Annotated in this window: 19 protein-coding genes; 14 read left to right on the top strand and 5 right to left on the bottom strand. The window is 75.3% G+C overall.

Annotated elements, in window-relative coordinates; translation table 11 throughout:
- Positions 1 to 4: 4 nt before the first annotated feature.
- The 3 genes from priA to hisF are packed head-to-tail and all read left to right on the top strand — an operon-like array spanning position 5 to position 1,915.
- Positions 5 to 730 (top strand): bifunctional 1-(5-phosphoribosyl)-5-((5-phosphoribosylamino)methylideneamino)imidazole-4-carboxamide isomerase/phosphoribosylanthranilate isomerase PriA, encoded by a 726-nt coding sequence (gene priA / locus ACI2LW_RS19170; protein ID WP_404732384.1) that lies wholly within the window; start codon positions 5 to 7, stop codon positions 728 to 730.
- Complete coding sequence (locus ACI2LW_RS19165; protein WP_404732383.1) at positions 727 to 1,119, top strand: RidA family protein; 393 nt, start codon at positions 727 to 729, stop codon at positions 1,117 to 1,119. The genes priA and ACI2LW_RS19165 overlap by 4 nt, the downstream gene beginning before the upstream one ends.
- A 40-nt stretch (positions 1,120 to 1,159) precedes the next feature.
- Positions 1,160 to 1,915 (top strand): imidazole glycerol phosphate synthase subunit HisF, encoded by a 756-nt coding sequence (gene hisF / locus ACI2LW_RS19160; protein WP_404732382.1) that lies wholly within the window; start codon positions 1,160 to 1,162, stop codon positions 1,913 to 1,915.
- 392 nt (positions 1,916 to 2,307) lie between these two features.
- Here hisF and ACI2LW_RS19155 read toward each other — a convergent pair whose 3' ends face one another.
- Positions 2,308 to 2,943, bottom strand: coding sequence for a TIGR03085 family metal-binding protein (locus tag ACI2LW_RS19155; protein WP_404732381.1), 636 nt, complete (start codon positions 2,941 to 2,943; stop codon positions 2,308 to 2,310).
- An 83-nt stretch (positions 2,944 to 3,026) separates the two neighbouring features.
- On the opposite strand from ACI2LW_RS19155, the gene hisI reads away from it, so the two are divergent.
- The 11 genes from hisI (at position 3,027) to lgt (ending at position 13,396) form a co-directional block, all read left to right on the top strand.
- The gene (gene hisI / locus ACI2LW_RS19150; RefSeq protein WP_404732380.1) at positions 3,027 to 3,437 is read left to right on the top strand and encodes a phosphoribosyl-AMP cyclohydrolase; all 411 of its coding nucleotides are present in this window, start codon (positions 3,027 to 3,029) and stop codon (positions 3,435 to 3,437) included.
- Positions 3,438 to 3,448: 11 nt separating this feature from the next.
- Positions 3,449 to 4,960 carry an anthranilate synthase component I gene (locus ACI2LW_RS19145; RefSeq protein WP_404732379.1) on the top strand — a complete coding sequence of 504 codons (1,512 nt, stop codon included), beginning with the start codon at positions 3,449 to 3,451 and terminating at the stop codon, positions 4,958 to 4,960.
- Between the two features lie 98 nt (positions 4,961 to 5,058).
- A complete protein-coding gene (locus ACI2LW_RS19140) occupies positions 5,059 to 5,703 on the top strand; it encodes a TIGR02234 family membrane protein (RefSeq protein WP_404732378.1) in 645 nt (214 codons plus the stop codon).
- A gap of 1,227 nt (positions 5,704 to 6,930) precedes the next feature.
- Positions 6,931 to 7,173, top strand: coding sequence for an HGxxPAAW family protein (locus tag ACI2LW_RS19135; protein WP_404732377.1), 243 nt, complete (start codon positions 6,931 to 6,933; stop codon positions 7,171 to 7,173).
- Positions 7,174 to 7,265: 92 nt separating this feature from the next.
- The gene (locus ACI2LW_RS19130) at positions 7,266 to 7,766 is read left to right on the top strand and encodes a DUF2752 domain-containing protein (protein ID WP_404732376.1); all 501 of its coding nucleotides are present in this window, start codon (positions 7,266 to 7,268) and stop codon (positions 7,764 to 7,766) included.
- A gap of 135 nt (positions 7,767 to 7,901) precedes the next feature.
- Entirely contained in the window at positions 7,902 to 8,711 is an 810-nt protein-coding gene (gene trpC, locus ACI2LW_RS19125) for an indole-3-glycerol phosphate synthase TrpC (protein ID WP_404732375.1), read from the top strand.
- Positions 8,712 to 8,758: 47 nt separating this feature from the next.
- Positions 8,759 to 9,010, top strand: coding sequence for a tryptophan biosynthesis modulator TrpM (gene trpM / locus ACI2LW_RS19120; protein WP_404732374.1), 252 nt, complete (start codon positions 8,759 to 8,761; stop codon positions 9,008 to 9,010).
- Positions 9,011 to 9,075: 65 nt separating this feature from the next.
- Positions 9,076 to 10,359, top strand: coding sequence for a tryptophan synthase subunit beta (gene trpB / locus ACI2LW_RS19115; protein ID WP_404732373.1), 1,284 nt, complete (start codon positions 9,076 to 9,078; stop codon positions 10,357 to 10,359).
- Positions 10,356 to 11,192 carry a tryptophan synthase subunit alpha gene (trpA, locus tag ACI2LW_RS19110; RefSeq protein WP_404732372.1) on the top strand — a complete coding sequence of 279 codons (837 nt, stop codon included), beginning with the start codon at positions 10,356 to 10,358 and terminating at the stop codon, positions 11,190 to 11,192. The genes trpB and trpA overlap by 4 nt, the downstream gene beginning before the upstream one ends.
- 247 nt (positions 11,193 to 11,439) lie before the next feature.
- Entirely contained in the window at positions 11,440 to 12,213 is a 774-nt protein-coding gene (locus ACI2LW_RS19105; protein ID WP_404732371.1) for a thioredoxin domain-containing protein, read from the top strand.
- Positions 12,214 to 12,322: 109 nt separating this feature from the next.
- Entirely contained in the window at positions 12,323 to 13,396 is a 1,074-nt protein-coding gene (lgt, locus tag ACI2LW_RS19100; RefSeq protein WP_404732370.1) for a prolipoprotein diacylglyceryl transferase, read from the top strand.
- Positions 13,397 to 13,501: 105 nt separating this feature from the next.
- Here lgt and ACI2LW_RS19095 read toward each other — a convergent pair whose 3' ends face one another.
- From ACI2LW_RS19095 to ACI2LW_RS19080, 4 genes are read right to left on the bottom strand one after another with little or no spacing between them, the layout of a single operon-like run.
- Positions 13,502 to 14,389 (bottom strand): HpcH/HpaI aldolase/citrate lyase family protein, encoded by an 888-nt coding sequence (locus tag ACI2LW_RS19095; protein ID WP_404732369.1) that lies wholly within the window; start codon positions 14,387 to 14,389, stop codon positions 13,502 to 13,504.
- Positions 14,386 to 15,693, bottom strand: a complete 1,308-nt coding sequence (locus ACI2LW_RS19090; RefSeq protein WP_404732368.1) for a CaiB/BaiF CoA transferase family protein — start codon at positions 15,691 to 15,693, stop codon at positions 14,386 to 14,388. Before ACI2LW_RS19090 ends, ACI2LW_RS19095 begins: the two co-directional genes overlap by 4 nt.
- Positions 15,690 to 17,132: an ADP-ribosylglycohydrolase family protein gene (locus ACI2LW_RS19085; RefSeq protein WP_404732367.1), complete on the bottom strand. Its 1,443-nt coding sequence runs from the start codon at positions 17,130 to 17,132 to the stop codon at positions 15,690 to 15,692. Before ACI2LW_RS19085 ends, ACI2LW_RS19090 begins: the two co-directional genes overlap by 4 nt.
- On the bottom strand, positions 17,120 to 18,295 hold the full coding sequence (locus ACI2LW_RS19080) for an ADP-ribosylglycohydrolase family protein (RefSeq protein ID WP_404732366.1): 1,176 nt from the start codon (positions 18,293 to 18,295) through the stop codon (positions 17,120 to 17,122). The genes ACI2LW_RS19085 and ACI2LW_RS19080 overlap by 13 nt, the downstream gene beginning before the upstream one ends.
- Positions 18,296 to 18,297 lie beyond the last annotated feature (2 nt).

The following is an 18,297-nucleotide window of genomic DNA, read 5'->3' as shown; positions in this document are numbered from 1 at the left end:
AGACATGGCCAAGCTCGAACTCCTCCCCGCCGTCGACGTCCGCGACGGCCAGGCCGTCCGCCTCGTGCACGGCGAGTCCGGCACGGAGACCTCCTACGGCTCGCCGCTCGAGGCCGCCCTCGCCTGGCAGCGCTCGGGCGCCGAGTGGCTGCACCTGGTCGACCTCGACGCCGCCTTCGGCACGGGCGACAACCGCGAGCTGATCGCCGAGGTCGCGAAGGCCATGGACATCAAGGTCGAGCTGTCCGGCGGCATCCGCGACGACGACACCCTCGCCGCCGCCCTGGCCACCGGTTGCACCCGCGTCAACCTGGGCACCGCCGCGCTGGAGAGCCCCGAGTGGGTCGCCGACGTCATCGCCCGGCACGGCGACAGGATCGCCGTCGGCCTGGACGTACGCGGCACCACCCTGCGCGGCCGCGGCTGGACCCGCGACGGCGGCGACCTCTACGAGACGCTGGAGCGCCTCGACAAGGAGGGCTGCGCCCGCTACGTCGTCACCGACATCGCCAAGGACGGCACGCTGCAGGGCCCCAACCTGGAGCTGCTGAAGAACGTGTGCGCGGCCACGGACCGCCCGGTGGTGGCCTCGGGCGGGGTCTCCTCCCTCGAGGACCTGCGGGCGCTGGCCGGGCTGGTGCCGCTCGGTGTGGAGGGCGCCATCGTCGGGAAGGCCCTGTACGCGAAGGCGTTCACCCTGGAAGAGGCCCTGGAGGCTGTGTCGTCATGACGTCCGATGCCGTACGGCGCGTGCAGAGCGGTGTTCCCTGGGAAGAGACGTTCGGTTTTGCGCGCGCCGTGGCGGCGGGTGACCGGGTGGTGGTGGCGGGCACGACGTCCTTCCGGGGCAATGTGCTCTACGGGGAGGGCGACCCGTACGAACAGGCCAAGGTCGCCTTCACCACCGCCATCGAGGCGATCGGCGAGTTCGGGCTCGGCGTCGAGTCGGTGATCCGCACCCGGGTGTATCTGGCGCACTCCCGGGACGTCGACGAGGTGGGCCGCGCCCACAAGGAACTGTTCGACTCGGTGCGCCCCGCCGCGACCCTGCTCGTGGTGGAGGGCTTCGTCGACCCGCGCGTGCTGGTGTCGGTGGAGCTGGAAGCCTACAGAGGCTAGAAGATCTTCAGATTGCGTGTGGTTGAGGAGCCGTGGAGTCATGACCCTGGCGGTCCGAGTCATCCCCTGCCTGGACGTGGACAACGGCCGGGTCGTCAAGGGCGTCAATTTCCAGAACCTGCGTGACGCGGGCGACCCCGTCGAGATGGCCAAGGTGTACGACGCCGAGGGCGCCGACGAGCTGACGTTCCTGGACATCACCGCCTCCTCGGGCGACCGGGAGACCACCTACGACGTGGTGCGCCGCACCGCAGAGCAGGTGTTCATCCCGCTCACCGTGGGCGGCGGCGTGCGCACGGCCGAGGACGTGGACAAGCTGCTGCGGGCCGGCGCCGACAAGGTGGGCGTCAACACGGCCGCGATCGCGCGCCCGGACCTGATCCGGGAGATCGCCGAGCGCTTCGGCCGACAGGTCCTGGTGCTGTCCGTCGACGCCCGCCGCACCGAGTCCGGCGGCTTCGAGGTGACCACGCACGGCGGCCGGCGCGGCACCGGCATCGACGCGGTGGAGTGGGCGCACCGGGCGGCCGAGCTGGGCGCGGGCGAGATCCTGCTGAACTCCATGGACGCGGACGGCACCAAGGACGGCTACGACCTGGAGATGATCGCCGCCGTCCGCAAGCACGTGAGCGTGCCGGTGATCGCCTCCGGCGGCGCCGGCTCGCTCGCCCACTTCCCGCCGGCCATCGCCGCCGGCGCGGACGCGGTCCTCGCCGCCTCCGTGTTCCACTTCGGCGACCTGCGCATCGGCCAGGTGAAGCAGACCCTGCGCGACGCCGGCCACCCGGTCCGCTAGCCACGCCGGCCGCCGCGCCGCCCCGCGCCATCGGCCGACGCCGGCGCACGGGACGTGACCCCGTACCCCGCGGCGCGGTCCTCGCACCCTGCGGCGCGCGGGGCGCGGTCCTCGCACCCCTGCGGCGCGCGGGACGTGACCCCGTACCCCGCGGCGCGGGCCTCGCACCCTGCGGCGCGCGGGGCGCGGGCCTCGCACCCTGCGGCGCGCGGGACATGACCCCGTACCCCGCGGCGCGGGCCTCGCACCCTGCGGCGCGCGGGGCGCGGGCCTCGCACCCTGCGGCGCGCGGGGCGCGGTCCTCGCACCCCCGCGACGCACGGGACGCGGCCCCGCACCCCGGAAGCCGCGAGCGCGCGGGTTCCGCGGGTGCGGGCCGGGGGTCCCGTGGTTCAGAGGCCCAGTTGCTTCGTCTCCGCGAGTTTCGCGATCGCGTCCTTCTCGCCGGCCAGGTCTACCCGCGCCGCGCTCTGGCGGCCGAAGGCGAACAGGAGGAGTTCCGAGGGGTCGCCCGTCGCCGTCACCACCGGCGCGCCCCGGTGGGCGACCACCGTCTGACCGTCCAGGCGGCGCAGGACCAGGCCGGTCGGCACGCCCCGGCCCAGCAGCCGGGCCATCCGCTCCAGGCGGGACCACAAAGTGTCCTGGAAGACCGGGTCGAGCTCCCGGGGCGTCCAGTCCGGCTGGGCGCGCCGCACGTCCTCGGTGTGGACGTAGAACTCGACGGTGTTGGCCACCTCGTCGATCTGCTTGAGCTGGAAGGGCGAGAAGCGCGGCGGGCCGGTGCGGATCAGCTGGATCAGCTCCTCGTACGGCTTCGCGGCGTACTCCTCCAGCACCTTCTCCAGACGCGACGCGAGCGGCTTGATCAGCGCGCCCCCGGCCGCGTCGGGGCGCCGCTCGCGCACCACCACGTGCGCGGCCAGGTCACGGGTGCGCCAGCCCTCGCAGAGGGTGGGGGCGTCCGGCCCGGTGGTCTCCAAGAGGTCGGCGAGAAGAAGCCGTTCACGCTTGGCAAAGGTCGACATGGAGTCAGCCTACGACCACGCTGCGAGTCCGCACACTGGACGGCCGCCCCCCGGCACCGCGGCCGCGCGGCACAATGGCACCCATGACCAGCACGCCCGGCACACCCCGGCCCAGCAGCCTCGACCCCGAGATCGCCGCGCGCCTCAAGCGCAGCGCCGACGGCCTCCTGCCCGCGATCGCCCAGCAGTACGACACCGGCGAGGTGCTGATGCTCGGCTGGATGGACGACGAGGCGCTGCACCGCACGCTGACCACCGGCCGCTGCACCTACTGGTCGCGCAGCCGCCAGGAGTACTGGGTCAAGGGCGACACCTCCGGCCACGTCCAGCACGTCAGGTCCGTCGCCCTCGACTGCGACGCCGACACCCTGCTGGTCCAGGTCGACCAGGTGGGCGCCGCCTGCCACACCGGCGCGCGCACCTGCTTCGAGGCGGACGTCCTGCTCAAGGACGCCGGCCCCGCCGCCTCCGGCGTGCCCGCCGCGGATCAGTAGGGTCGGCCGCCATGGACCTCGAGACGTTCCGCAAGCTGGCCGTCGACCGCCGCGTCATCCCGGTCACCCGCAAGCTCCTCGCCGACGGCGACACCCCCGTCGCGCTCTACCGCAAGCTCGCCGCCGAGCGCCCCGGCACCTTCCTGCTCGAGTCCGCGGAGAACGGCCGCTCCTGGTCCCGTTACTCCTTCGTCGGCGTGCGCAGCTCCGCCACCCTCACCGAGCGCGACGGGCAGGCGCACTGGCTGGGCGCCCCGCCGGTCGGCGTGCCCGCCGAGGGCGACCCGCTCGCCGCCCTGCGGGCCACCGTCGAGACCCTGCACACGCCCCGCGACCTCGCCCACGACCTGGGACTGCCGCCCTTCACCGGCGGCATGGTCGGCTATCTGGGCTACGACATCGTGCGCCGCCTGGAGCGGATCGGCCCCGGGGAGCGGGACGACCTGCGGCTGCCCGAGCTGACCATGCTCCTCACCTCCGACCTCGCCGTCCTCGACCACTGGGACGGCACGGTCCTGCTCATCGCCAACGCGATCAACCACAACGACCTGGACACCGGCGTCGACGAGGCGTACGCGGACGCCGTGGCCCGGCTGGACGCCATGGAGGCCGACCTGTCCCGCGCGGTCGCCCAGCCGCCCGCCGAGCTGCCGCCCTCCGAACTGCCCGAGTACACCGCGCTGTGGGGCGGCGAGGACTTCCGGGCGGCCGTCGAGGACATCAAGGAGCGCATCCGCGCCGGCGAGGCCTTCCAGGTGGTGCCCTCCCAGCGCTTCGAGACGCCGTGCACGGCGAGCGCCCTGGACGTCTACCGGGTGCTGCGGGCCACCAACCCCTCGCCGTACATGTACCTGTTCCGCTTCGACGGGTTCGACGTCGTGGGCTCCTCGCCCGAGGCGCTGGTGAAGGTGGAGGACGGGCGGGCCATGGTCCACCCCATCGCCGGCACCCGGCCCCGCGGCGCCACCCCGCAGGAGGACCAGGCGCTCGCCGACGAACTGCTCGCCGACCCCAAGGAGCGCGCCGAGCACCTGATGCTCGTCGACCTCGGGCGCAACGACCTCGGCCGGGTCTGCGAGCCGGGGTCCGTGGAGGTCGTGGACTTCATGTCCATCGAGCGGTACTCGCACGTCATGCACATCGTGTCCACCGTGACCGGCCGCGTCGCGCCGGGGCGCACCGCCTTCGACGTGCTGACCGCCTGCTTCCCGGCCGGCACCCTCTCGGGCGCGCCGAAGCCGCGCGCGATGCAGATCATCGACGAGCTCGAGCCCTCCCGGCGCGGACTGTACGGCGGCTGCGTGGGCTATCTCGACTTCGCCGGCGACTCCGACACCGCCATCGCCATCCGCACCGCCCTGCTGCGGGACGGCACGGCGTACGTCCAGGCGGGCGCCGGCATCGTCGCCGACTCCGACCCGGTCGCCGAGGACACCGAGTGCCGCAACAAGGCGGCCGCCGTGCTGCGGGCGGTGCACAGCGCCGGCCGGCTGGGACGGCAGGCCGGCCGGCCGGGACGGTAGGACGCGGGGCGCGACGGCCGCGATCCGCGCGGGTGGGGCATTTCTCACGTGTCTCGTGTGCACCCCCGGGTGACGGTTCGCCCGGGGTTCAGGCGATAGTGGACCACGTGACTGCCGTACCTCACCCCCGTACCGAAGCCGGGCCCGCCCGGCCCGGCCGCCGGAGCCTCGCCGTCGCCCTGCTGTGCGGCGCGCTCGGCGCCGCCGTGGCGCTGCTGGCCACCCGGCAGCGCTGGGCGGAGGGCACCGCGACGGTGGCCGGCGGCGCCTTCCCGCTCACCGCCAGGGGCAGCGAGGTCACGGGCGTGCCCGCGGCGCTCGCCATAGTGGGCCTGGCCGCGCTCGTCGCCGTGTTCGCCGTGCGCCGCTCCGGCCGTCTGCTGGTCGCGGCGCTGCTGGCGCTGTCCGGCGCCGGCACCGTCGCCGCCGCCCTGGGCGGCGTCTCCGACCGCTCCGCGCTGGACGAGAAGGCCGCGCAGGCCTCCGGCGACACCGCCGCCACCGCCGCCGCGCTCAGCCACACCGGCTGGCCCTACGTCGCGGCCGCGGGCGGCGCGCTGCTGCTGCTGGCCGGGCTGCTCGCGCTGCGCTACGGCCGGCTGTGGCCGGCCATGTCCGGCCGCTACGACCGCTCCGGGGCGCCGCGTGCCCGTGCGGCCCGGCCCGTCGACCCCGACCGCCCCGAGGACCTGTGGAAGGCCCTCGACCGCGGCGAGGACCCGACCGGCACCGAACCAGCCTGACGCCCCGCGCCAGCCGCGACTCCGCGCCGACCGCGACCCCGTGCCGGCCGCGACTCCGCGCCGACCGCGACCCCGTGCCGGCCGCGGCCACGGGCCAGCCGCGACTCCGCGCCGACCGCGGCCACGGGCCGCCCGGCGGACGCCGGGCGGCCCAGTGGACCCCGGTGGCGCTCACGCGGCAGCGGGGACTTGGTGGCCATCCGCGCCGCGCGCCGTGGAGGCCAGGCGGCAGTACCGCGCGCCGCAGGCCGGGGGCACCCCGCACGGCCGCGCGTGCGGGCGCACTCGCGCGCGTGCGGGAGCACTGCGTGCGGCCGAAGGCACCCCGCGCGTCCGGGTGCACCCCGGGCAGCCGAGAGCACCGGGCGTGTACGGGCGCACCCGCGCGGCCGAAGGCGCTCCGCACGGCCGGGGGCACCCCGCACGGCCGCGCGTACGGGCACACCCCCGCGCGTGCGGGAGCACTGCGTGCGGCCGAAGGCACCCCGCGCGTCCGGGTGCACCCCGGGCAGCCGAGAGCACCGGGCGTGTACGGGCGCACCCGCGCGGCCGAAGGCGCTCCGCAGGCCGGGGGCACCCCGCACGGCCGCGCCTGCGGGCACACCCCCGCGCGTGCGGGAGCACTGTGTGCGGCCGAAGGCGCGCCGCACGGCCGGGGGCACCCCGCACGCGCGCGCGTGCGGGCGCACTCGCGCGCGTGCGGGAGCACTCGCGCGCGTGCGGGAGCACTCGCGCGCGTGCGGGAGCACTGTGTGCGGCCGAAGGCACCCCGCGCGGCCGGGTGCACCCCGGGCAGCCGAGAGCACCGGGCGTGTACGGGTGCACCCGTGCGGCCGAAGGCGCGCCGCACGGCCGGGGGCACCCCGCACGGCCGCGCGTACGGGCACACCCCCGCGCGTGCGGGAGCACTGCGTGCGGCCGAAGGCACCCCGCGCGGCCGGGCGTACCCCGGGCAGCCGAGAGCACCGGGCGTGTACGGGGGCACCCGCGCGGCCGAAGGCGCTCCGCACGGCCGGGGGCACCCCGCACGGCCGCGCGTGCGGGCGCACTCGCGCGCGTGCGGGAGCACTGTGTGCGGCCGAAGGCACCCCGCGCGGCCGGGTGCACCCCGCCCGGCCCCGCCGCCGGGGCGTCGAGGAGCCACCCCCGATCACACGGCGCGCACCGGTACGCGACAATGGGCCGGAGCGTCCGGCTCGGAAACGTACACATCACGAGGAGCAAGTCATGGCGGGCAGCAGCCACGGTCACACCCCGGCCGCCTGGACCGGTGTCATCATCGCCTTCATCGGTTTCTGCGTCGCGGGCACCTTCATGGTGGCGGACCAGCCTGTCGGCTTCTGGGCCGGCATCGCCATCGTGCTGCTCGGCGCCGTCGCCGGCGGCGTCATGCGCATGATGGGCCTGGGTCAGAAGGACGAGCACCCGGTGCACGAGGTCGCCGGCAAGGGCCGCCCCGCCGGCGCCTGACACCCGAACGGCGCAGCGCCGCCCGGTGGGGTGACATGGAGGGGCGGCCCGGTGCCGCCCCTCACGCGCGCGTACGCGACGCGACGGGCACAATGCGTCAGGTGAACGCCCACCGTCACGGGGCGGGGCCCGGCCGGGCCCCCGTTCCGCACCCGAGACGCACCGCCGACGGCCCCGAGCCGCCGGCGCGCCCCGGCGCCGTGCTCGGACGGCTCGCCGTCCCCGCGGCCGTACTGGCCGCCGTCGCCGGGGCCTTCGCCTATGTGGGCGCCGTCGACCCCAACCGCCCCGGCCACTACCCGGTCTGCCCCCTGCTGCGCTTCGCAGGGATCTACTGCCCCGGCTGCGGCGGACTGCGCGGCGCCCACGCCCTCGTCCACGGGGACCTCCTCGCGGCCCTCCGGGACAACGCCCTCGCCGTCGGCGGCTACCTGCTGTTCGCGGTGCTGTGGACCGGCTGGGTGCTGCGGGCGGTGCGCGGGCGCCCGGCGCGCCTCGACGTCCGTCCGGCCCACCTGTGGACGCTGGGCGTCCTGCTCGCGCTCTTCACCGTTGTCCGGAACCTGCCGTTCGGCGGCTGGCTGCACCCTTGATCCGCCGGCATCCGTCCAGGTAGTGGGACCGCGGTCCACCTGATGCGAGGTGCGGGCCCCGCTGCGGATACCATCGCAGGTGACCACCGGTTTCACCCGCTTGATTCCATCACCGTCCGAAAGGGGGCCGCTCGCGTGAGTGTGCTCGACGAGATCATCGACGGAGTCCGTGCCGACCTCGCGGAGCGGCAGGCACGCGTCAGCCTCGACGAGCTCAAGGAGCGCGCGGCGAAGGCTCCCGCGGCCAAGGACGGCGTGGCCGCGCTCAAGGGCGACGGCGTCAAGGTGATCTGCGAGGTCAAGCGCTCCAGCCCGTCCAAGGGCGCGCTGGCCGCCATCGCCGACCCGGCCGCGCTCGCCGCCGACTACGAGGCTGGCGGCGCCGCCGTCATCTCCGTGCTGACCGAGCAGCGGCGCTTCGGCGGCTCGCTGGCCGACCTGGAGGCCGTGCGCGCCCGCGTGGACATCCCGGTGCTGCGCAAGGACTTCATCGTCACCTCGTACCAGCTGTGGGAGGCGCGGGCCTACGGCGCCGACCTCGCCCTGCTCATCGTCGCGGCCCTCGACCAGCCGGCCCTGGAGTCGCTGATCGAGCGCGCGGTGTCCATCGGGCTCACCCCGCTCGTCGAGGTGCACGACGAGGACGAGGTGGAGCGCGCGGTGGCCGCGGGCGCCCGGGTGATCGGCGTCAACGCGCGCAATCTGAGGACCCTGGAGGTCGACCGGGACACCTTCGAGCGGGTCGCGCCGGAGATCCCGGACCACCTCGTCCGGGTCGCCGAGTCCGGCGTGCGCGGGCCGCACGACCTGATCGCCTACGCCAACGCGGGCGCCGACGCCGTCCTGGTGGGCGAGTCCCTGGTCACCGGCCGGGACCCGAAGACCGCGGTCGCCGACCTGGTGGCGGCGGGCGCCCACCCCGCGCTGCGGCACGGCCGCGGCTGAGGCGGGCCGGACACAGCCACAGCCGTACGCCGGTAGAGTTCACCCTGATGACGACTGCGACCCTCACCGAGCCCTCCAGGGACCCGTACGCCCGCCTCGCGCGCGGCTGCCGGCCCCGGGGCTGCCGTGCGCCCGCGCGCCGCGTGCACGGACGCCGGGTGCGCTACGTCATCGGCGACGAGCCGGGCCAGGTGAACGGCATGCGATGGCAGCGTCCCGCCAGGGGTGCGGGGCAGCGCCCGGCCACCCGGCCGGGCCGTACGGCCGCGACGGCGCCCGGCCGGCCCGCGGCCGGCTGACGCCCGCCCCGCCCCCACGGAGATCGGTTCGACGCAACTCACCGCACTCACCGTGAGGTTTCCGCATGCCCAGCGAGTTCTTCATCCCGGACCCCGAGGGCCGGGTCCCCGACACCGGAGGCTACTTCGGCGCGTTCGGCGGCAAGTTCATCCCGGAGGCGCTGGTCGCCGCCGTGGACGAGGTCGCCGTCGAGTACGACAAGGCCAAGGCCGACCCCGAGTTCGCGCGCGAACTCGACGACCTGCTCGTGCACTACACCGGGCGCCCCAGCGCCCTGACCGAGGTGCCCCGCTTCGCCGAGCACGCGGGCGGCGCCCGCGTCTTCCTCAAGCGCGAGGACCTCAACCACACCGGCTCCCACAAGATCAACAACGTGCTCGGCCAGGCGCTGCTCACCAAGCGCATGGGCAAGACCCGCGTGATCGCCGAGACCGGCGCCGGGCAGCACGGCGTGGCCACCGCCACCGCCTGCGCGCTGTTCGGCCTGGACTGCACGATCTACATGGGTGAGATCGACACCCGGCGGCAGGCCCTCAACGTGGCCCGCATGCGCATGCTCGGCGCCGAGGTCGTCGCCGTGAAGTCCGGCAGCCGCACCCTGAAGGACGCCATCAACGAGGCGTTCCGCGACTGGGTCGCCAACGTCGACCGCACCCACTACCTGTTCGGCACCGTCGCCGGCCCGCACCCCTTCCCGGCCATGGTCCGCGACTTCCACCGGGTCATCGGCGTCGAGGCCCGCCGCCAGCTGCTGGAGCGCGCCGGACGCCTGCCCGACGCGGCCGTCGCCTGTGTGGGCGGCGGCTCCAACGCCATCGGCCTCTTCCACGCCTTCATCCCGGACCGGGACGTGCGCCTGATCGGCTGCGAGCCCGCCGGACACGGCATCGCGACCGGCGAGCACGCGGCGACCCTGACCGCGGGCGAGCCCGGCATCCTGCACGGCTCGCGGTCCTACGTGCTCCAGGACGACGAGGGCCAGATCACCGAGCCGTACTCCATCTCCGCCGGCCTGGACTACCCGGGCATCGGCCCCGAGCACTCCTACCTGAAGGACTCCGGCCGCGCCGAGTACCGCGCCGTCACCGACGACGCGGCGATGCAGGCGCTGCGCCTGCTGTCGCGGACCGAGGGCATCATCCCCGCGATCGAGAGCGCGCACGCGCTGGCCGGCGCCCTGGAGGTCGGCCGGGAACTCGGCCCGGACGGGCTGATCGTGGTCAACCTCTCCGGCCGCGGCGACAAGGACATGGACACCGCCGCCCGCTACTTCGGCCTGTACGACACCGACGCCGAGGTGGCCGCCGACCAGGCCGACACCGCCGAGATCGAGGGGGACGCCAAGTGAGCGGGGCTGTGACCAACGGCGGCAACGGCCGGCTGCTGACCGAGACCCTGGCCGGTGCGAAGGCCGAGGGGCGCTCCGCCCTCATCGCCTACCTCCCGGCCGGCTTCCCCACCGTGGACGGCGGCATCGAGGCCATCAAGGCCGTCTTCGACGGCGGTGCGGACGTGGTCGAGGTGGGCCTGCCGCACAGCGACCCGGTCCTCGACGGGCCGGTCATCCAGACCGCCGACGACATCGCTCTGCGCGGCGGCGTGCGGATCGCCGACGTCATGCGCACGGTCCGCGAGGCCCACACGGCCACCGGGAAGCCGGTGCTCGTCATGACGTACTGGAACCCGATCGACCGGTACGGCGTCGAGCGCTTCACCGCCGAGCTCGCCGAGGCGGGCGGCGCCGGGTGCATCCTGCCCGACCTGCCGGTGCAGGAGTCCGCGCTGTGGCGGCAGCACGCCGACAAGCACGGCCTGGTGACCGTGTTCGTCGTGGCGCCCAGCAGCAAGGACGAGCGGCTGGCCGAGATCACCGCGGCGGGCTCCGGCTTCGTCTACGCCGCCTCGCTGATGGGCGTGACCGGCACCCGCGAGTCGGTCGGCGAGCAGGCCCAGGACCTGGTGCGGCGGACCCGGGCCACCGGCACCGGCCTGCCCGTCTGCGTCGGCCTCGGCGTCTCCAACAAGGCGCAGGCCGCCGAGGTGGCCGGCTTCGCCGACGGGGTGATCGTCGGCTCGGCCTTCGTCAAGCGGCTGCTGGACGCCCCGGACCACGCGGCCGGCCTGGAGGCGGTCCGGGAACTGGCGGGCGAACTGGCGGCCGGGGTGCGCGGGCAGGCGTAGACCGGCACAGGCCGGGACCGGAACAGGCCCCCACCGGACGGGCTGAGACCGGACACGCCTGGACCGGACAGGCCCGGACCACGAGCCGCGGGAGCCACCTGGGGCCGGGCGGGCGCGTGGGGCCGGGCCGGTGGGTGGGGCCGGGCGGGTCCGGCGGCCACCGCGCGCACCGGCCACTTCGCTCACCCGAACGGGTGGACCTGGGACCGGGGAGGCGCATTGCGCCTCCCCGGTTCGTTCTCGGGGTGTGAGCGAGAAGAACCATGAGGCAAAGCGCACCGCACGGGACCGGCTGGCGGTCGAGCGTGAGAGGCACAAGGCCGCGGAGCGGCGACGGCGCACGCTGATCGTGGGCGCGAGCGTGGTCGGCGTCCTCGGCCTGGCGACCGTGATCGGCGTCGTCGCGGCCACCTCCGACAGCGGGAAGCCGAGCACCTCCGGACCCGCCGTGGCGCCCTCCGGCGCGCAGGGCAAGGACGGCCTCGCGATCCCGGTCGGCAAGGACGACGCGCGGGTGACGCTCACCGTGTGGGAGGACTTCCGCTGCCCGGCCTGCCAGGCCTTCGAGGCGGCCTACCGGCCGACGATCAACGAGCTGACCGGCTCCGGCAAGCTCCGGGTCGAGTACCACCTGGTCCGGCTGATCGACGGCAACTTCGGCGGCACCGGCTCGCTGCGCGCGGCCAACGCCGCGGCCTGCGCCCAGGACGCCGGCAAGTTCCCCGCCTACCACGACGTCCTCTTCGAGAACCAGCCCAAGGAGACCGACGACGCCTTCGCCGACAACGGCAGGCTCATCCAGCTCGCCGGCAAGGTGAACGGGCTGGACACCCCGGCCTTCCAGAAGTGCGTCAAGGACGGCACGCACGACAGCTGGGTGGACAAGTCGAACAAGGCCTTCCAGACCGGCGGCTTCTCCGGCACCCCGACCGTCCTGCTGAACGGGAAGAACATCGTCGAGGACCGGTCCATGACCCCGGCGAAGCTGAAGCAGGAGGTCGAGCAGGCCGACAAGGGCTGAGCGGCCGCGGCGCCGCGGCGCCCCGGCCGTGCGGACGGCCCCCGTTATGGACCCGTAGCCGGGCCGCCCCGCGTGGGGCCGGTCCGGCTGCGGTAGCGTCGACCCTGCCATGGAACTTGCCTACATTCCCAGCCCGTCGCGCGGGGTGCTCTACCTCGGCCCCATCCCGCTGCGCGGCTACGCCTTCTGCATCATCATCGGCGTCTTCGTCGCCGTCTGGCTCGGCAACCGGCGCTGGATCGCGCGCGGCGGGCGGGCCGGCACGGTGGCCGACATCGCGGTCTGGGCCGTGCCGTTCGGCCTCGTCGGCGGCCGGCTCTACCACGTGATCACGGACTACGAGCTGTACTTCAGCGAGGGCCGTGACTGGGTGGACGCCTTCAAGGTGTGGGAGGGCGGTCTCGGCATCTGGGGCGCGATCGCACTCGGCGCGCTCGGCGCCTGGATCGGCGCACGGCGCCGGGGCATCCCGCTGCCCGCCTACGCCGACGCGGTGGCGCCGGGCATCGCCTTCGCGCAGGCCATCGGCCGCTGGGGCAACTGGTTCAACCAGGAGCTCTACGGGCGCGAGACGCATGTTCCGTGGGCGCTGCACATCACCTCCTCCGCCGACGGCCGGATCCCCGGCTACTACCACCCGACGTTCCTGTACGAGTCGCTGTGGTGCGTGGGCGTCGGCCTGCTGGTCATCTGGGCCGACCGCCGCTTCCGGCTGGGGCACGGCCGGGCGTTCGCGCTGTACGTGGCCGCCTACTGCGTGGGCCGCGGCTGGATCGAGTACATGCGCGTCGACGACGCCCACCACGTCCTCGGCCTGCGGCTGAACGACTGGACGGCCCTGGCGGTCTTCCTGCTCGCGGTGGCCTACATGTGGGTGTCCGCGAAGAAGCGGCCGGGCCGGGAGGCCGAGGTCGAGCCCGGCACCGAGCAGGCGCCCTCCGAGCCGGCCGTCCCCGGGAAGTCCGGCTCCGCCGCATCCGCGCCCGAGGAGTCCGGGAAGGCCGGCGCGCCGAAGGACACCGCGGGCCGGGACACCACGGGCGACGCCGGTGCCGGGAACGGGGACGCCGTCGAGGCGCCGGAGAAGACGGACGCCGCCCCGGCGGACGGGAAGGACGCGGACGCCGCGTCCGGGGCGAGCGAGGCGCAGGACGAGACGGCCGAGTCCGCCAAGCGGGGCTGACAAGCGGGTTCCACGACGGCGAGGGCGCCCCGGCCTCCGGGGCGCCCTCGCCGCGTACGGGGGGGCTGGATCTTCGGGGCGCCCTCGCCGTGTGCGATGTCCCGGTCAGTATCTGCGGGCCAGTGCCAGGGTCCGCCGGGCCGCCGCCACCACCGCCGCGTCGACGAAGCGGCCGTCCGGCAGGGCTTGGGCGCCCCGGTCCGCGGTGGCCGCCTTCACGATCGTCTCGGCCTCCTCCAGCTCGCGGTCGGTCGGCAGATAGGCCCGCTCGATGATCGGGAGCTGGCGGGGGTGGATGGCGGCGCGGCCGAGGAAGCCCAGGGTCCGGCCGTGCGCACAGGAGGCGGCCAGCCCCTCCAGATCGCGGATGTCGGGGTGCACGGACTGGGGCGGCGGGGCCAGCCCGGCGGCCCGCGCGGCGACCACGACCCGGGCGCGGCACCAGTCGAGCCCGGAGTCCTGCCGCATGCCCAGATCGGCCCGCAGATCCGCCTCACCGATCGAGACGCCCCGCAGACAGGGGTGCGCGCGGGCGACGGCGAAGGCCTGCTCGATCGCCAGCGCGCTCTCCAGCAGGGCGTGCAGCGGAGGCCCGGCGACCCCGCCCGCCGGCCCCGCCTGCCCGTCCCCTCCGTCCCGCCGCTGCCCCGGGGCGGTCTCCGTCGCCGCGGCGATGCGCACGATCTGCTCCGGTGAGGTGACCTTCGCCAGCCGTAGGCCGGCCAGCCCGGGCCGGAACGCCACCGCGGCCAGGTCCGCGGCGGCCAGCGGTCCGTCGACCGCGTTGATCCGCACCTGGACCGGGACCGGGGGAGGCTCGGTCAGCAGCTCGGCGGTGGCGGCGCGGGCGTACTCCTTGCGGTCCGGGGCGACCGCGTCCTCCAGGTCGACCACCACCACGTCGGCGCCCGACAGCAGCGCCTTCGCCACGATGTGCGGGCGGTCGCCGGGGACGTAGAGCCAGGTCAGCGGGAAGGGGGCGGTGGCCGTCACAGGGCGCCCTCCGCGCGTAGCGCGGCCAGCTCCTTCGGGGTCAGGCCCAGCTCGGTCAGCACCGCGTCCGTGTCCGCGCCGTGCGGCCGGCCCGCCCAGCGGACCGCGCCGGGGCTGGCGGAGAGCCGGAAGAGGACGTTCTGCATGCGCAGCCGGCCCAGCTCCGGGTCGTGCAGCGTGGTGAGGCTGCCCAGGGCCTGGTACTGCGGGTCGGCCATGACGTCCCGGACGTCCTGGACCGGCGCGATCGCCGCCTCCGCCTTCTCGAAGGCCGCCATCACCTCGGTGCGGGTGTGCCGGGCGATCCAGCCGCCCACCGCCTCGTCGAGCACATCGGCGTGGGCGGCCCGCTCCGCGCCGGTCGCGAACCAGGGTTCGTCGATCAGCTCCGGCCGCCCCACCAGCCGCATCACCCGTTCCGCCACCGACTGGGCCGAGGTGGACACGGCCACCCAGGTGCCGTCGCAGGTGCGGTAGGTGTTGCGCGGGGCGTTGTTCTGGGTGCGGTTGCCGGTGCGCGGCTGGACGTAGCCGAGCTGGTCGTACCACAGGGGCTGCGGGCCGAGGACCGTCAGGATCGGCTCGATGATCGCCATGTCGACGATCTGGCCGGCGCCGGTGCGCTCGCGCGCCGCGAGCGCCGTCATCACCGCGTACGCCGTGGCCAGGCCCGCGATCGAGTCGGCGAGCCCGAACGGCGGCAGGGTCGGCGGCGCGTCCGGTTCCCCGGTGATCGCGGCGAAGCCGCTCATCGCCTCGGCCAGGGTGCCGAAGCCGGGGCGGGAGGCGTACGGGCCGAACTGGCCGAAGCCGGTGACCCGGGTGAGGACCAGCCGGGGGTTGGCGGCCGACAGCTCGGGCCAGCCCAGCTCCCACCTCTCCAGGGTGCCCGGGCGGAAGTTCTCGACGATCACGTCGGCGGTGGCGGCCAGCCGCAGCAGGGTGCGGCGGCCACCGGGCTTGGACAGGTCCAGGGTGATGGTCCGCTTGTTGCGGCCGAGGAGCTTCCACCACAGGCCCACGCCGTTCTTCGACGGGCCGTGGCCGCGGGCGGGATCGGGCTTGGCGGGGTGCTCCACCTTGATGACCTCGGCCCCGAAGTCGCCGAGCATCATGGCCGCGATCGGCCCGGCGAACAGGGTGGCGAGATCCAGGACGCGGAGGCCGGCGAGGGGCGCGACGGGCTCGGGGTCGGTGCGGTGGGCGGTGGGCTCGTCGTCGGGGAGGGGGGCGGTGGGCCCGCGGCCCGTGCGGTGCGCGGTGGGCTCGTCGTCGGGCTCGGGGCCGGGCGGGTGCGGCGTCATGGGCGCAGCGCCTCCCGGTGGGTGAGCCGGGCCAGCTGGTCGAAGCCGCTGCCGTCGAAGTCGCCGACGGACGTGGTCAGCCGGTTCTTGAGCGGGGCCGTCCACCGCTCGGGCAGGGCGCCCGGGGAGCCGGCGAGCAGGCCGGCCACGGAGCCCGCGGTGGCGCCGTTGGAGTCCGTGTCCCACCCCCCGGACACCGCGCGGCAGACGGACCCGGCGAAGTCGCCGTCCGCGTGGGTGAGGGCGGCGGCGATCAGCGCGGTGTTGGGGACGGCGTGCACCCAGTGGTAGGTGCCGGCGTGCGCGGCGTGGAGGTGGTCCACCACCGTGTCGAAGTCCTCGTGGGACCGTGCCAGGCGCACCGCGTGGCGGACGGCCCGGGCCAGCCGCGAACCGGGCGGCACCACGGTCAGCCCGGTGGCCAGGCAGGCGTGCACGTCGTGGGCGCCGGTCGCCGCGCAGGCGATGACGGCGGCGGCGAACATCGCGGCGTAGACGCCGTTCGCGGTGTGGGTGAGGACGGCGTCGCGGTGGGCCTGTGCGGCCGCGGCGGCCGGGTCGCCCGGATTGGTCCAGCCGTGCAGGTCGGCACGGATCAGCGCGCCGATCCACTCGCGGAACGGGTTGCGGTACCGCGCGGTGTGCGGGGGCCCGATGCCGAGGAGGAGGTTGCGGTAGGCGACGCGCTCGGCGGTGAAGACCCGCCCGGCGGGAATCTCCTCCAGCCAGAGGCGGGCCACGTCGGTGGTGGTGAACTCCCTGCCGTGGCGGTGCAGCAGGAGCAGGTTGACCAGCGGGAAGTCCAGGTCGTCGTCCGCGGGCATGCCGTCGATGTTCTCGGCGAGACAGGTGGCGGCCGAGCGGCGGTTCCAGGGGTGCCTGGCCAGGAGGTCGTCGGGGACGCCGCGGGCGGTGAACCAGGTGCGCAGCGGCCAGTTGCCGGAGGCGCGGGCGAGTGCGCGGATGCCGTCCAGGGGCAGCTTCTCGACCGGCTTGCCGAGCAGACAGCCCGCGGCCCGGCCGAGCCAGGCGGCTTCGAGACGGGCCTCGAGGGCGGGGGCCGCGCGGGGGGTGACCTCGCGGGAGGACGCGGCAGGGGAAGACGCGGCAGCGGAAGGCGCCGCGGAGGAGGAGGCGGCCGTGGCGATGGGGGCGGCGGGCCAGTCCGGGCACAGGGCCCTGATCGCGGCCAGGTCCGTCGGTTCGGCGTCCGCCAGCCGGCTGGGCAGTTCGGCCAGCTCGTCCAGGAGGTCCTCCGCCAGCAGGCGCAGATACCGCGAGGCACGCTCGGGGGAGGCGCCCGCGCGCGCCGGGGCGTCGGGGCCGCCGGCGGCGCGCCAGCGCGCGGCGACCGCCGAGGGCTCGCGCCCGTCCTGCGCCGCCTGGCGCAGCTCGTGTCCCAGCAGGTCCTCCGGCTGGACCCAGGTCAGTCGGAGCATCCCGGACCTCCCATCTCGGCGAAGGCCCGCTCGTGGGCGCGTCGCCGTCGTACGTCCCTGGCGAAGATCTCCCGGGTCACCCCGGTCAGCGTGCGCGCCGGTTCCCACAGGTCCAGGCGGCTGGCCTCGGCCACCGTCTTCGCCCAGTCCTCCGGCACCGGCGAGCCGAGCGCTCCCGCCAGGGCCCCGGCCATCGTCGCGATGGAGTCGCAGTCGCGGCCGTAGTTCACCGCGCCGAGGACGGCCTGGCGGTAGTCGCCGCGCGCCACCGTGAGCATGCCCAGCGCGACGGGCAGTTCCTCGATCGCGTGCAGCCGGGACGGGCGGCGGGCGCCCAGCGAGGGGTTGCGGTAGTCGGGGCCCACCGTGTCGTACGGCTCCACCGCCTGCCGCAGCGGACCGAGCGCCGACTCGAAGTCCGTGCACCGGCCGGCCGCCTCGCACACCTTCTCGATCGCGGTCCGGGTGCCGTCCTTGGCCAGCGACAGGCACGCCGCGACCACCGAGTCCGCCGTCGCGCCGGGCGCGCACGCCGCCGCCACGGCGGCCGCGAGGACGCCGGCCGCCTCCCGGCCGTACGAGGACTGGTGGGCACCCGCGACGTCCAGCGCCTCGGCGTAGGCGGCGGCCGGGTTCGCCGCGTTGACCAGGCCGACCGGCGCCATGTACATCGCGGCACCGCAGTTGACGATGTTGCCGGTGCCGGCCTCGCGCGGGTCGGCGTGGCCGTAGTGCAGCCGGGCCACCAGCCACTTCTCCGCCAGGAAGATCCGCTGCAGCGGCAGGGCCTCGGCCTCCAGCTCCGGGATCCAGCGCGGCCGCGTCATCAGGTCGGGCACCAGATGACCGGCGATCGCGTAGGCGTCCAGATGGTCGCGGACCCGCGCGTACACCCGTACCAGGGCGTGCGTCATCAAGGTGTCGTCGGTGACGTGGCCGTCCCCCTTGTGGTACGGCGCGAGGGGGCGTGCGGTGCGCCAGTCGTCGCCGGCCCAGGGGCCGACCACGCCGTGCACGCGGCCGCCGTGGCGCTGCAGGATCTGGTCGGGGGAGTACCCCTCGACGGGCCCGCCCAGCGCGTCGCCGACGGCCGCGCCGACGAGTGCACCGGTGATCCGCTCCTCCAGTCCCGCACCGCGACTTCGTTCTCCTTTGGGCGTCATGC

It is taken from the genome of Streptomyces sp. NPDC004065 (assembly GCF_044903565.1).
Classification (GTDB): domain Bacteria; phylum Actinomycetota; class Actinomycetes; order Streptomycetales; family Streptomycetaceae; genus Streptomyces.
This window is presented reverse-complemented; position numbering and strand designations above follow the sequence as displayed.